Source organism: Shewanella sp. 10N.286.52.C2 (assembly GCF_002874545.1).
Taxonomy (GTDB): Bacteria; Pseudomonadota; Gammaproteobacteria; order Enterobacterales; family Shewanellaceae; genus Shewanella.
Genome location: NZ_MCTV01000023.1, coordinates 1 through 13,976 on the forward strand (window position 1 = coordinate 1; position 13,976 = coordinate 13,976).

Genomic DNA, 13,976 nt, shown 5'->3' on the forward strand with positions numbered 1-13,976 from the left:
CTTTAAGTTACTATATATAACTATTTGCTCACCCTTTATATCTATCAGTTGTCGTTATTTAATTCAGCTTGCTACTGCGTGTAGGTAAACTTTTTACGCAACTTTATATCAGCGACAGACGCGCCAATCATCACTTCAAACTCACCGGTTTCAGCGAGCCAATCATTGGTTTTTATATCCCAAAAAGATAAGTCTCGTGTGGTTAAGTTGAAACTCACTTGTTTGCTTTCACCGGCTTTTAACCACACTTTACTAAAGCCTTTTAACTCTTTGGCAGGTCGCGGGACACTGGCGTTAAGATCATGCAAATATAACTGAGTCACTTCAGCGCCAGCGATGTTACTGCTATTGGTTATTGTTGCAGTAACAGTAATCGTGTCATCAGCTTTGATATTATCAGTTGAAAGTTGAATGTCTGAGTAGGTGAAATCGCTATAGGATAGACCGTGGCCAAAAGGAAATTGTGGGGTGATATTTTGTTGCTCGAACCAGCGATAACCAATAAATACACCTTCGCTATAACGTGATTCCTTTTCGTTATAATCATTTAGGGCAATTGGCGCGGTATCAGCGAGTTTTTTCGGTAATGTTATCGGCATCTTTCCGCTGGGGTTTTCATCACCAAATAGGATGTCAGCGTAAGCATGTCCAGCTTCCATACCGCCATACCAGCCCCATAACACAGCATTGGCATCATCTGCCCATGGCATTTCTACCGCTGAGCCTCCAATCATAAATACCACGGTATTTGGGTTAGCTGTTAATAGCTTAGCGATAATTTCATCTTGTTGACCTGGCAACTTCATATCAGGGCGATCAATAGATTCACGATCATCAGCATGGCTCAAACCACCAAAATAAACTACTGCATCAGCGTTTTTCGCTGCGGCGAGATATTCTTTTTCTGTGTTATATAAGTTGTTAGGTGTTTCCCAGCCTAAAGTGACGGTTTCATCACCTTGATAAGTTAGGCTAAATGCATAGGTTTCATCTGCGGTTAGCTTGATATCTTGGCTTAACACTTTTGCATCAGTGACCTGAGTACTGCTGACTAAGCGGTTATCATTAATGGTTAACGATACTGTGCCGCTACCTTTAATCTTTAAGGTATGGTTGCCCGTTTCCATTGGCTTAATGTTAGCTTTGATTTCGATGATTTGCGCTTTGCCCTTGGAATCAAACTGTGGGTCTGCAATCCATGATTCACTGCTTAATTGCTCCATCTTGGTATCGGTAAAGTAATTAATCTGCCATGACGGCGTGCCAGTCCAATGTCGTGTGGTGAGGTAATCATTGGGAATGGGCATAAATTGACTACTGGCAGGGCGCATATGTTCAATCTTTACCTTGCTTCCTGCTTGCTCAAACTTAGCTTTAAGACCATCAAGTGGGCTTATTTCATATAGGGCTTTGACTTCTGATGAGCCGCCACCGAAACCATGACGCTTATCGGCATTAGGGCCTAAAACCAGAATGTTTGTTACCTTGTTGCTATCCAGTGGCAATACGCGATTATCATTTTTTAACAGTACCACACCGTTGGTTGCTATGGTTCTTGCATCATCACGATGGGCCTGGGTATTGCGCTCGCCTGATAAACGTTGTTTATCCATCATACCGATACTGAGCTGAACTCTTAGAATACGGCGAACCTTATCGTCTAATTCCGCTTCAGGCACTTTGCCCGCTTTGATCATCTCTAATAGTGGCTTTGCTAAAAAGTAATCATCGTAACTGGCTACGTCAGTACCCATTTCGATATCAAGGCCATTCATGGCGGCGTCATAGGTATTGATATCAACATTCCAATCTGTGAGAAGCACGCCTTCGTAGCCCCATTCACCTTTTAAAATGGTTTTAATGAGATGCTTACTTTGATTAGCATTAGTACCACGAAATTCATTATAAGCGCCCATAATCGCGTGCACATTAGCGAGCTTTACTGCGGCTTCAAATGCCGGTAAATACACTTCTCGTAAGGTACGCTCATCGGGTATGGCGTTAACGCCTGTGCGGTTTAACTCTTGCGTGTTAAGGGCATAATGCTTGGCAGTGGCGCCTATATCATTGGCTTGAATGGCTTTAATTGTCGGCACTACTAGTGCGGCTGCCAAAAAGGGGTCTTCACCCATGTATTCAAAGTTACGCCCATACAAAGGTAAACGGGCTAAATTAACCCCAGGGCCGAGGATTAAATCTTTGTTGCGATGACGGGCTTCGGCGCCTAAAACATTGCCGTGTAAGCTTGCCATGTGCGGGTCCCAACTTGCTGCAACAGCGGTTAATGGCGGCAAGTAAGTGGAGTAGTCATTGGTCCAGCCAGCAGGCGCCCATGAGTTTCGGTCAATTTCATAACGGACGCCATGGGGGCCATCTGACATCCACATTTCATGAATATTTAATCGCTCAATAGCAGGGATATGAAATTTACCGCCAGCGTGCACCAGTGAAACTTTTTCTTCTAAAGTAAGCTGCGGTAAAAGGCGCTCAATTTCAGCTTCTACATTGGACAAACGATGTTGTAAGCGTTGTTGTTCACTTATTGATAAAACCGATAAGGCATGAGTTTGTGATGAAGCTTGAGACTGTGATGAGGCATTCACCGAAGATGCAACAACATTTGTTGAAACACTGATAAGGCTTGTTGCAGCCGCAGTAAGTGTTAACGCTAGCTGAACCTTTTTTGTAAGCCCTTTCATAGCTGTTGGTGTTTTCAGTGTCATCACAGGCTCCTTGCTGGATTGGCTTTTGCTATTAATGTTTTAGTCATGTACTCGTTTGTACAATGTTAGTTTGTTAGGTATTAAGGCATACGGCTTGTTCAATCACTGACTTGGCGGATAATTACTGTAGATATTATTCAATATTGATAAAAATATTGGCGGTTAGCCGACCAGTATCAGGATTACTGTCAATGTCAGTATCAAGGTTTACCAAGGTCGAGTGTAATAGGTTACCGGGGTAAATCACCAAACGGTGTTGCTTGTATTCAATTTGATGATGTTGCTGATAATAGGCGTTACTTTCAACAAAATACTTGGCAGGTTTAGGGGCTATTTGCTGTAAATAGGGCTCGGCAGCATTAAAATATTGCTGCATGTTTTGTTGAGTAATACGTTCAAAACCACTGGGTTTATGTTTAAAAAACGCCGTGGCGCCGTGGGGCTGGTCGTTCAAATATTGTAAAATGGCAAAATAGTAGGGCGCAGGGGTATCAAAGTGGGGGATCCGCTGCAAGGTGGTTAAGCTTTCTGGCTGACGGTTAATTAACGAAAAATAGGTCGCTTGAGGCTTAATTCGTAAATTGGTTGGCACCTTGTACACATCATAAATTAGCTGGAATATATGATTAAGCACTTCAATAACATAGTCTTTAGGTAATTTTGCCCGCACACCAGGGTAGTAAGACCCCATATCGAGATTGAAATCAATTTGGCGAGCACAGGCCTGAAGCTCAGATACATCAGCAGTAAAGTCATCAATCACAATCACCGGTGTTTTTAACTCACCGATATAAACCACTTGTGGCTTGATGGGCTTTTTGACCAGCACCATAGCATTTAAGTTATTGCTGCCAGCCGGCTTATGTTTATCTGGCATATGTTTATCTGGCATATGTTTATCTGACTTAGGTGCTGCTGATGTTACATCGACCATAATATGCGGATCCGTTATCTATACCTATCAAGCGATTAGAATGAGTTAAAGCATTTTTGATTTGCAGTAATGCTGCACAAACTCATAATGATCAGGCAAATTAGCCACTTTGTGTTTCACTTTTGCTTTGATATTGCCTAAGAAGCTTTCAAGTTCTGCATCTTCCATCATATCCACAATCGGGTGATATTGTTTCGGCGCTAGACCTTGGCCCATCATTACTTGTATCCAAGAGCTTTCACCAAATAACTCATTACCGTGTTTGTAGACTTTACCTGAAGCATCAAACATATCGATACGATGTTGCAATGAGGCAGGTACGTCCATGCTCTTACAATGACGCCAAAAACGTGTATCGACTCTGTCAGTGACTTTATAATGCAAGATAATGAAGTCACGAATATTCTCGGTTTCTGTGCGAGTCTGTTGGTTAAACTCATTGATATCTTCTTCAACAATGCCTTGTGAAGGGAACATTTGCAGTAAACGTACAATACCGCGCTGAATTAAATGAATGCTGGTGGACTCTAGAGGCTCTAAAAAGCCAGAAGAAAGACCAATAGCGACACAGTTTTTATCCCAGGTTTTACGGCGACTACCGGTGCGGAACTTTATCACTCGTGGTTCAGTTAATGGTTCACCTTCAATGTTTTCCATTAAGGTGGCTTTAGCTTCATCATCACTGATGTATTTACTGCAAAACACAATACCGTTGCCAGTGCGGCTTTGTAGCGGGATGCGCCACTGCCAGCCGGATTCTCGGGCAATTGAACGAGTATAGGGAATGGGCTTGCTGGTGGTTTTTGTTTGCACCGCAATGGCGCTATCACAAGGTAACCAATGGCTCCAGTCATCAAAACCTGCATTAAGGGTTTGCTCGATTAATAAGGCCTTAAAGCCGGTACAATCAATAAATAAGTCACCTTCAATCACTTCACCTGACATCAGTGTTAACGCGCTGATATGGCCATTATCATGGTGCTGCTGTACCGCTGATATTTTGCCTTCAATACGCTTAATACCGTGCTGCTCTGCAATAACCCGCAAGAACTTGGCGTATAAGCTGGCATCCATATGATAGGCATGGTTGTAATCTTGATTAGGTAACACGGCAAATCGACCTTCGCGGGCGGCCAAATGTTCGGTGCAATAATCACCAATTTCACTGACTAGCCCACGTTGCTGACCCTTAAGCCAAAAATGTTGAAAGCCACAAGCCCAGCAATCTTTGCCTAAAAAACCAAATGAGTGAATATAATCTTTGCCGACGTCATGCCAGTTTTCAAAAGAAATGCCCAGTTTAAAGGTAGCATTGGTGGCCGCCATGACATCTTGTTCTTTAATGCCTAATAAGCGATGAAAAATATGCAGTGTTGGGATGGTTGCTTCACCGACACCCACAGTACCGATTTCATCAGACTCAACTAATACTACTTCAAGGTTTTTACCTAATAACTTAGTTAATGCCGCAGCTGTCATCCAACCTGCGGTGCCGCCACCGGCGATGACGACCTTTTTAATGGGTTTATTTGGTATGTTCATTGGCATTCCTTAAACTGTATTTGCTTGTAATGTCATGATATTAAAGACGTATTTGCTAAAATAAGTTGCTTGGCAAAAGCGGTTAGCGTTTTAATTTATTGATTAAATCAGCTCTTAATTTACGTGCATTGAGCTCATCTAGCGGTTTGGTTTGCATCCCTTGAGCCTCTTTAGGGATGTGCGCTACATCGTCGTCATCATGGTCAAAAACATAATGCTCAAACATGGCTTTCCATGCTTGGCGCTGCGCTTTTGGTAATGAGCGTAAACTCAGCATCGCCAAGGCTAGGGCATTATTGGGTCTACCTAAATAACCTGGACTGTCACGCCACCAGTGGGTAATAAGCACATTAAAGGCTTGATTACCCGCCACATGGTGCCACCACATACTTGGAACATAGAGTACGTCACCAGCTTCTAATTCAGCGGTTTGTGAGGCCGCTAATGCGTGGGTAAATTTAGGGAAACGCTCAAAGTCAGGATTATCGAAGTCCACCATGCTAATTTCTTGCCCGCCGGGGGCAAACTCCATCGGGCCAATATATAAATTGGCCACCTGTTCAGGTGGGAAAAGAGTAAAGGTGCGTTTTCCGACAACATTACAAGCGAGGTTTTGTGGAAAATCAAAGTGGGCAGCGATGCGAGATTGATTACCAAGCCAGACACTGGTGAGTGGTTTTATGGGGTCGATATTAACGCTATTTTCAGCCGCAAGTCCGGGCAAAAAATGGTTTATCTCGGTGGAGCCCATATAAATACTTGGCGGCAATTGATCATCTTGGTGGGCAAATAACTTATCAATCACTTGTCTTAAGTTGAGTTGGCTGGCTTGGTAATTAAAGCCATTGACCTGCTCATTATAAAAAACTCTGCCTTTATGTTCAGGCGCAACATAATAGGCAGTAACCGGCGTTTCTTGATAAAAAGACAACAGGTAGTCAGCGGCTGATTTAGCAGAATCTAAACCTGCCTGAACCAGCGGCCAATTGCGGCAAGCACCTTTAAAGATAACGGGCTGAACGGTGTTTTCAATATTCATTGCCTCAATCACAGCTTGAATATCTTCTAATGGACAATCATCTATGACTTTTACCGTCTGCTTTGCTGTCTGATTTAGTGCCATGCTCATTACCTTACATCCTATCAAGAACTTAATTTTTGTTGTAAATTCAATTTAATGAGATTTAGCTGTTTTGGGCATTTTTGAAATTAAGTAATTGTCTGATATTAGATTGTGATGCCAGCGCCATATAGATGGCATTGAGATAGCCATGTTGATGCAACTCGCCAAGCACTTCTGCTGATAACCCCGCTAAGGTGTCTTCATTAATGGTATAAAAACCAATCATTTGATGTTTTTCACCATTATCTAATTGCACATCTAGGGTGAAAGACTCCAGTAATTCTAATTTGATTAAGGTATCGATGAACTGTTTACTGTCACTTAAACCATGGTGAATCGCCTCAAGCATATCGCCTACTTCATCTAAATAGGGGGTATTACCACCATAAGGGAAAAATAAGGCTTCGCCTTCAGTTTCATTGATCCGAGGGTGGTTAGGGTCGAGGTGGATCACTCGTTGCACCTGCTCAACGCCATCTTCAGTCACTTTTTGTTGACCAATTAGAAATGGCTGACGACGCACGGTTAGTGGGATATATGATGCATTCCATTTACCATCTTGTAAGTACAGGTTTTCTTTGTGTTGGAAGCCAAATAACGCCACCGAATAGAATTGACCCGTTTGGCTGTCTTTTTGAAAAAAGATCGGATAATTAGCCTGCACACTGCGAAATTCTAACGGGAAAGTTACCGTGTACCATAAATTATCACCGTACTTTGCTGAGCGCTCAGTGATGATTTTCAAATCTTTGTGGTCGACGCTATTGAGTAATACTGGTTTGTTCATGCTGACATCCTAATCAAGTACAGTCATTGCTGTTTATGTTGTCGTTATAATTTATCAATGGGTTGGGTGCTAAATACGAGATAACCCATATTGTTGGATTTTATTAAGTAATTCTCGATTACTCGGTAATACTTGCTTTAAACCTTGGGTACGTTTGATATTGTCGGCAAATAATTGCTGAGCTCTATTTTGTAAAGAAGGTTTTAATTGGTTTGGCATTTGTGTTTCAAAGCCCATTCCGTAAAGCACAAATTGAAAGCTCGCAGCCGGAAACAGCACATCAGTATGTTGAATGTCATGACGGCTTGGAGGCTGGGTCTGCCATAGTTGTAACTGCTCTTGCAAGCTATCAGGAATGGTGGATGATTCACGATGATCATGCCAATAGTCACTGTCACTGCGTTTACTCAGCACATAATGCAATTTCAAAAACTCGATAATTTGTTGCCAATGTTGCTGAAAACGCTTATTCACTCTAGCCGATACAATATCCATCACCTGACGGTTAGCAGGGAGTTGCTGCGCAAGGGTATTAGCGCTCCATTCAACTAAGGCTAATGCCGATGCCTCTAAGGGCTCAATAAAGCCTGAAGCCATACCAATAGCCATACAGTTGTTTTTCCAGCACACCTGCCTATGACCTGGGGCGATGGAAAGCGCTCTAATGTTGAGATTATCAACATCTAACCCCGCGGTCGGTTTTAGATAATCGATCAGTTGTTGCTCCGCCTCAGCTTGCGTTGTATGACTCGACGAGTACACATGTCCAACACCGCGGCGTGTGGGTAAGCCGATATCCCAAATCCAGCCATTAGTTTGCGCGGTTGAATGGGTACATGAAGCGATATCTGTTTCAGGCTCAGGGTAGGGGACTTGTACCGCTAGGGCTGAGTCATTAAATAACACTGCCTTTTGGCAAATGAATGGCACTTCAAGTTGCTCGCCCAAAAGTAATGATTTCACCCCAGTGCAATCAACAAATAAGTCAGCTGCAATTTCACCTGAGTGTTTAGTGGCTAAATAGCCAATGTCGCCGTTGTCTTTTTTATGAATAGCCGTGACGTGATCGCGTATATGGCTGACGCCGAGTTTTTCAGTGCAATGCTTTTGTAGCAGTTGACTAAATTTACCGGCGTTTAAATGGTAACCGTAATTATTTTGAAATTGATACTCAGCAGTGGTTATTTGCTTAGGCGCTAAAAATAGCTGACTCAGTTGGTTTTGCTGACCGACAGCATCAGCAAAGCTGACTTGGTCACGGTGGGGTAACCAATAGGGGCATAAATCAATTTCGTTAGTGCCCATCGGCAGGCTAAACGGGTGTAGATAATGATCGCTGCTTTTATTGCTTGGACTATTGCTTGGACTATTGTTTGGGTTATTGCTGTGGTTTTCAGTCAGCGAATGGGTCCAATTAATAAACCGTGAACCTTGCTTGAAGGTGGCATCGCAACTGATTAAAAATTCTGTTTCACTGATACCGATTTTTTTTAAGGTGGTGCGCATTGAAGGCCAAGTGCCTTCGCCAACGCCAATCGTGGCAACATCAGGGGATTCTATCAGGGTAATGTTGAGCTTGGGAGAGGGCGATAGTTTGCCATTATCAGCATTATGTTCAGCAGCCAGAATACCTGCTGTAATCCAACCTGCAGTGCCGCCACCGACAATGACTATATGATTTATCGCTTGTTCCATAAAAGGGCCTATTGTTTTTATTAATATCTTTAAGGCTTAGTTGTTAACTTAAACAGCATCGAATAATTTTCAGTCACTTACAAGGGATAGTTAGTGAAATCTGTATTCAGTAGTTTGATAAAAAAGTGCAACGTCCTTGTTGCTAATGGATGTAGCTTAAAAAAAGAGGTGACCATGGGGTCACCTCAAACGACCTTACTTTTTGATAGATTTACATACACATTAGAATGTGTAACGCGCACCTAAGCTATAACGTGCCCCAGTTTGGGTGTAGTTAAGTACTTCTGTGTACGAACGACCATGGGTACGGGTGTTTTCGTTGGTAATATTAAGACCTTCGAAGAACACGGTTAAGCCTTCTACTGCCGCAATGTCATAACCGATATTAAAATCAAGTTGTGAGTATTCTTCAGTATAAGTGGGGTTAGCACCAGTATCATTGCCGGTAGAGTTTAAGAACTCATCACGCCAGTTCCACGCTAAACGTGCTGAGAAACCATAGTCTTCATACATAGCAACAATGTTGGCAGTATCACTGATGTTGGTTAATACATTCTGTCCAGCGTCTGCAGCGCGAGTGGCGCTATCTGGACGGCCTAAGTTAGTATTATCAAAATCATCACCCGCATTCACTAAAGTGTAGTTAGCTTGTAAACCAAAGCCTGACTCACCAAAGAAGTGCTGAACTGCAAATTCCCAACCATCAATTACAGAGCTTTGACTGCTGTTAGCTGGAGTATTAATAACAAAGTTAACACTTGGGTCACCAGGGTTACCGGTGATTTCAATATTGCCATTATCAGGGTTTAGAGTAACGTTTGGATCAGTTGCACCGTAGGTGTCATAAATCCACTGACGCTGGTCAATTGCTGTCACTTGACCTGCAGCAATCGCTTCTTGAACATAAACCCCATTTGATGGGTCTGGAATACTGTAAATATCTGAGTTAACAGGGCTATTATCAATAAAGTTAGTTACATCTTTGCGGAAGTAACCTACAGAAACATAACTTGCATCAGCGTAGTACCATTCAGCAGAAAAATCGATATTTTCAGACTCTAACGGTAATAAGCTTGGGTTACCTGTAGAGCCGCTACCACCGCCGCGGTTTGCAAGGGTGCCAACTGTGGTACCACCTTGAATCGAGGTATAATCAGGGCGACCAATTGTTTCACTGTATGCCGCACGTAACATGACATCTTCTACCACTTCAATATTGAAGTTAAAGCTTGGCAAGAAGTAATCGTAATCACCTTTTTGAGTTTGGAATACACGATTGTCAGTAGTGGTACTTTGTAGGGCAATTTCTGTCTCAGCTATCCAAGTCGCTTGATCGTAAGATGAAACTGCTGATTTAGATTCAACATCTGTTTGCTCGTAACGCACACCCACATGCACATCAAATGGCATGTCACCGATGTCTCCTTCGTAGTTATATTGGATATAAGCTGATTGAGACTCTTCTTGTGTAAAGCGGTCGGTATCGCTGGCATAATCTGTTGATGGGCAGAAACCATTGCCACAATCACCAACAGCAGTAGAACCATACAATTCAGCGGCGCGAGCACGAACAGCTTCAAAGTCCCATAAGAAAATAACATCTTGTGGGTCAATAGATGCTGAACCTTGATAATCTGAGAAGTCACCTTGTGAACCGTCAAATTTATCTTGCACGCTGCCTGCTGGGAACCAAGCTGGGTCAAAGTCACCTTCAGCGCCAACGCCGCCCCAGTCATTACGTTGTACGTTTACAGATTGCGAATGGTTGTTTACGTCAGTTGCTGCAATACCAAAGTCAATGCTACCGGCTTCTTCAAAGATGTAAGTACCATTAATTTGTAGTTGCTCGATTTCAGACTTGTTACGAGCATTACCAAATACCGAACCAGTTACGCGCATGTCTTCTGGGCGAACTTGATTACCACCACCAACAGCAAGCACAGGCACATCACCAGTAAAGTCAGTTGCCGCACTAGTACGAATAAATGCTGCTGTACTTAAGTTACTACTACTACCGTTTTTATTGTTCGGTGAACGCTCAGCTTCAGAGCTATGGTAATCAAGTGATAAGAATAAGTTATCAGTTGCATCCCACTCTAAGTTAAAGCCAATTGAACCACTTTCATCACGGGTGCCATAATCGCCCGCCGCCATAGATAAATCAGCGCCGCCATCAGGATAGATTTCAGAATAAACCAGTGGTGAAGATACTGGCCCATCAGACCAAGTACTTTCTTGCGTTGGAACAAAGTTAAACCATGCCGAAACATCATGTGATTGAGTATCGATATCGTTTTGCATGTAAGTGTAATCTAACGTAGCACGAAGAGAATCGATTGGTTCGTACTGCAATACTAACTGACCGTTGGTACGAGCGCGTTGTTGCTCTTCAAAACGGTACACAGTTGTTTGTGGTACCGAGTAAACATCGCCTTCACCAGGTCGGTTTATTTGATTATCATCTTTTGGTACGCCGCCCCACTCAGCATTACTGCCACCCCAATCTTGGTCAACAATACCAGGGAAACTGCGCCAGCCGGTACCCACTTGGGCTTGCTGGTTACCACTTTCACGTTCTTGATAACTGGCTGAAATTGAAATACCAAATTTGCCATCAGCAAAGGTATTTGAGTAAATACCAGAAAGTTCAGGCGTAATAGAGCCTTCATCAGTTGAAGTATCATCTACGGCTTTCACGCCGAAACTGGCTTTTAAACCAGGAGAACTTAAAGGGCGATGAGTTAGAACATTGATTGTTGCGCCAATACCACCAGTTGAGTTTTTAGCTTGGCTAGTTTTTTCAACTTCAACAGCGCTAATGGCTTCTGAGGCAATGTTGGCAAAATCAAATGAACGAGAACCGGTTGTCACAGGCATTTGACGGCCATTGAGCATCACTAAGTTTTGGTCGGCGCCAAAACCACGCACAGAAACACGGCTACCTTCACCGTTTTGTCTGTCAATTGATACACCAGTAATACGTTGTAAAGACTCTGCTAAGTTACTGTCCGGGAACTTACCAATATCTTCTGCGTTAATTGCATCAACAACACCGTTAGAGCTGCGTTTTAAATCCATCGATTTAATTAAGCTACCACGGATACCAGTGACCTTAAGTACTTCGATGTTTTCATCGGCAACAACTTCATCTGCTGCAAATGCTGGCATCATGGTACTTGCGCTCAGTACTACCGACAAGCTAGTGGCAATTCTGGTTTTTCTAAATGTTCTAGGTTTCATCTAAGTCTCCCCTCGACTTCGAATTCAGGCTACTACTCTCTGATTTTTTATTCGGGTTACGATTAATTCGTAACGTTCTTTATTCATCATTTTGTTAGCGCTTGGTTAAGGCTTTGTGTAAAACACTATGTAAGCGCTTACATAAAACTAGATTAATTTGTTAACAGCGTCAACATTATTTAGCATAAAGATTACAACTCATTAACCGTGTTTTTTTGTGAAAATGTTAGGGGTTTCCAGTAAGTTATTGTTATTAATCTGGTAAATTGTGTTTCTATTGCTTTTTTAAAATAGTTAGATAAAAATATTTTTTGTGATAGCGCTTACATAAATTTGTAAAAATATGTGCTTGGGGAGCTGTTTATTGCCATAAATGGAAGCTGATTCTTAAAAACGTACAATTGCAGCTTTAGTGAACAGTGTTTAGCTTGGCTTTAGGGGGGATTTTTATCAGTTAATTAGGCTGTTAGAGAGTAAAAAGAGTAATCTAGATTGATAATTAAAAAGCTCAAAAAATGCCGCAATTGCAGCGATAAAAACGGTATTTGGCAGGCAGCATTAGCGATAGGGCTGACGATTAATGAGCTTACTATTGAGGATTGCTGACTTATAGGTTTAAAAGATGAGCGTGTGCGGGTACTAGGAGGGTTATAACCCAGTTGTATCAGTGGCTAAATCACCACTGATAACAATTAATATGCAGTGCTTTAGTTACCATCTATTTGATTGGCGCTGTCGCAGAGTTTCTAACCACCAGCTGAGGAGTAAAGGTATTTTCTACATTGGCGCTGGTATTATTATAAACATGTTTTAATACCCAAAATGCCGCCATTTTACCCATTTCGTGGATTGGGTTATTAACCGTGGTGAGCTTCGGGGAGATATATTGCGGGAAAGGAATATTATCGTAACCCACAAAAGATAAGTCTTGGGGGATCTTCATGCCGCGTTCAAGACAAACAGCAATAGCACCAGAGGCCATTTGGTCATTGGCACATACCACAGCAGTAAAGGGTTTATTGACGCTCAGTAAGTGTTCCATCGCCAAACTGCCACTGTGCTCTTTAAAGTCACCCTCAAAGCACAATTGCTCATCAAACTTGAGATCAAATTCTGTTAATGCCCGTTGATGGCCACGCAAGCGGTCCTTGGCATCGAGTTTAAATTTAGGGCCTGAGATATAAGCAATAGCTTTATGTCCATGGCTGAGAATGTGTTTAGTGGCTAAATAGCCACCCAGTTCATTATCTAAGTAAACGCAGGCATCACTGATTTCTTCAATGTAGCGGTTAATTAGTACAATGGGCGTTGGGCCTTGGCAAAGCTTTATAAGGTAGTCATCGTCTACAGCTTCAACATCAAGAATTAACGCATCACAACCGCGACTCATTAAAAACTCAACGCCTTCTTTTTCTTGGGATTCGACACTATGACCAGCGGCAATAATAACGTGTTTATTGGCCGTTCTGAGGGCTGTTTCAATTTCGGTCATCATAGGGCCGTAATAGGGGCCATCTAATTGAGACACTAACACCCCAATACTGTTTGAGCGGTTAGATGCTAATGACTGCGCGATAGAGTTAGGTCGATAACCCAATTGCTCCATTGCGCTTAATACTTTTTGTTTGGTCTTGTCGCTGACTTTGGTGTTGTTATTCATCACTCGCGACACAGTCGCAAGTGAAACACCCGCCAAGACAGATACATCATATATTGTTGCCATATATCCCTATTTAAGCTTTCCGTATTAGATAATCATTTAAGCGGCGATTAGCCTACCATGAACTATTTAGCATAATCACTAAAAAAACCTTCACTTAGTGCTTAATTCTTTATTTTATGTGGCAATAAAGCCTTAAACCTTCAGCAATACGGATTTTATATTGATATTTGTATTCATCATTATCGAGAAGCAGTTAACGATATTCAATA

General features: G+C 42.3%; 8 protein-coding genes. All 8 read right to left on the bottom strand.

What is annotated here, in order from left to right:
* Window positions 1-71: 71 nt before the first annotated feature.
* Entirely contained in the window at window positions 72-2,723 is a 2,652-nt protein-coding gene (locus BCU94_RS09010) for a glycoside hydrolase family 3 C-terminal domain-containing protein (protein WP_241904982.1), read from the bottom strand.
* Window positions 2,724-2,856: 133 nt separating this feature from the next.
* Window positions 2,857-3,657 (bottom strand): DUF6445 family protein, encoded by an 801-nt coding sequence (locus BCU94_RS09015; protein WP_241904983.1) that lies wholly within the window; start codon window positions 3,655-3,657, stop codon window positions 2,857-2,859.
* A 45-nt stretch (window positions 3,658-3,702) separates the two neighbouring features.
* Window positions 3,703-5,199, bottom strand: coding sequence for a tryptophan halogenase family protein (locus tag BCU94_RS09020; protein ID WP_102439778.1), 1,497 nt, complete (start codon window positions 5,197-5,199; stop codon window positions 3,703-3,705).
* 82 nt (window positions 5,200-5,281) lie between these two features.
* Complete coding sequence (locus tag BCU94_RS09025) at window positions 5,282-6,328, bottom strand: cupin-like domain-containing protein (RefSeq protein WP_102476188.1); 1,047 nt, start codon at window positions 6,326-6,328, stop codon at window positions 5,282-5,284.
* Between the two features lie 55 nt (window positions 6,329-6,383).
* On the bottom strand, window positions 6,384-7,109 hold the full coding sequence (locus BCU94_RS09030) for a SapC family protein (protein ID WP_102476189.1): 726 nt from the start codon (window positions 7,107-7,109) through the stop codon (window positions 6,384-6,386).
* A gap of 69 nt (window positions 7,110-7,178) precedes the next feature.
* Window positions 7,179-8,804 (bottom strand): tryptophan halogenase family protein, encoded by a 1,626-nt coding sequence (locus BCU94_RS09035; RefSeq protein WP_102476190.1) that lies wholly within the window; start codon window positions 8,802-8,804, stop codon window positions 7,179-7,181.
* A gap of 222 nt (window positions 8,805-9,026) precedes the next feature.
* On the bottom strand, window positions 9,027-12,044 hold the full coding sequence (locus BCU94_RS09040) for a TonB-dependent receptor (protein WP_102476191.1): 3,018 nt from the start codon (window positions 12,042-12,044) through the stop codon (window positions 9,027-9,029).
* Between the two features lie 718 nt (window positions 12,045-12,762).
* Window positions 12,763-13,767 carry a LacI family DNA-binding transcriptional regulator gene (locus BCU94_RS09045; protein ID WP_102439783.1) on the bottom strand — a complete coding sequence of 335 codons (1,005 nt, stop codon included), beginning with the start codon at window positions 13,765-13,767 and terminating at the stop codon, window positions 12,763-12,765.
* Window positions 13,768-13,976: the final 209 nt, after the last annotated feature.

What these genes read in the sequence shown, in the direction of transcription:
- BCU94_RS09010 (WP_241904982.1), bottom strand. Translation starts at nt 2,723, where the DNA reads ATGACACTGAAAACACCAACAGCTATGAAAGGGCTTACAAAAAAGGTT.
- BCU94_RS09015 (WP_241904983.1), bottom strand. Translation starts at nt 3,657, where the DNA reads ATGGTCGATGTAACATCAGCAGCACCTAAGTCAGATAAACATATGCCA.
- BCU94_RS09020 (WP_102439778.1), bottom strand. Translation starts at nt 5,199, where the DNA reads ATGAACATACCAAATAAACCCATTAAAAAGGTCGTCATCGCCGGTGGC.
- BCU94_RS09025 (WP_102476188.1), bottom strand. Translation starts at nt 6,328, where the DNA reads ATGAGCATGGCACTAAATCAGACAGCAAAGCAGACGGTAAAAGTCATA.
- BCU94_RS09030 (WP_102476189.1), bottom strand. Translation starts at nt 7,109, where the DNA reads ATGAACAAACCAGTATTACTCAATAGCGTCGACCACAAAGATTTGAAA.
- BCU94_RS09035 (WP_102476190.1), bottom strand. Translation starts at nt 8,804, where the DNA reads ATGGAACAAGCGATAAATCATATAGTCATTGTCGGTGGCGGCACTGCA.
- BCU94_RS09040 (WP_102476191.1), bottom strand. Translation starts at nt 12,044, where the DNA reads ATGAAACCTAGAACATTTAGAAAAACCAGAATTGCCACTAGCTTGTCG.
- BCU94_RS09045 (WP_102439783.1), bottom strand. Translation starts at nt 13,767, where the DNA reads ATGGCAACAATATATGATGTATCTGTCTTGGCGGGTGTTTCACTTGCG.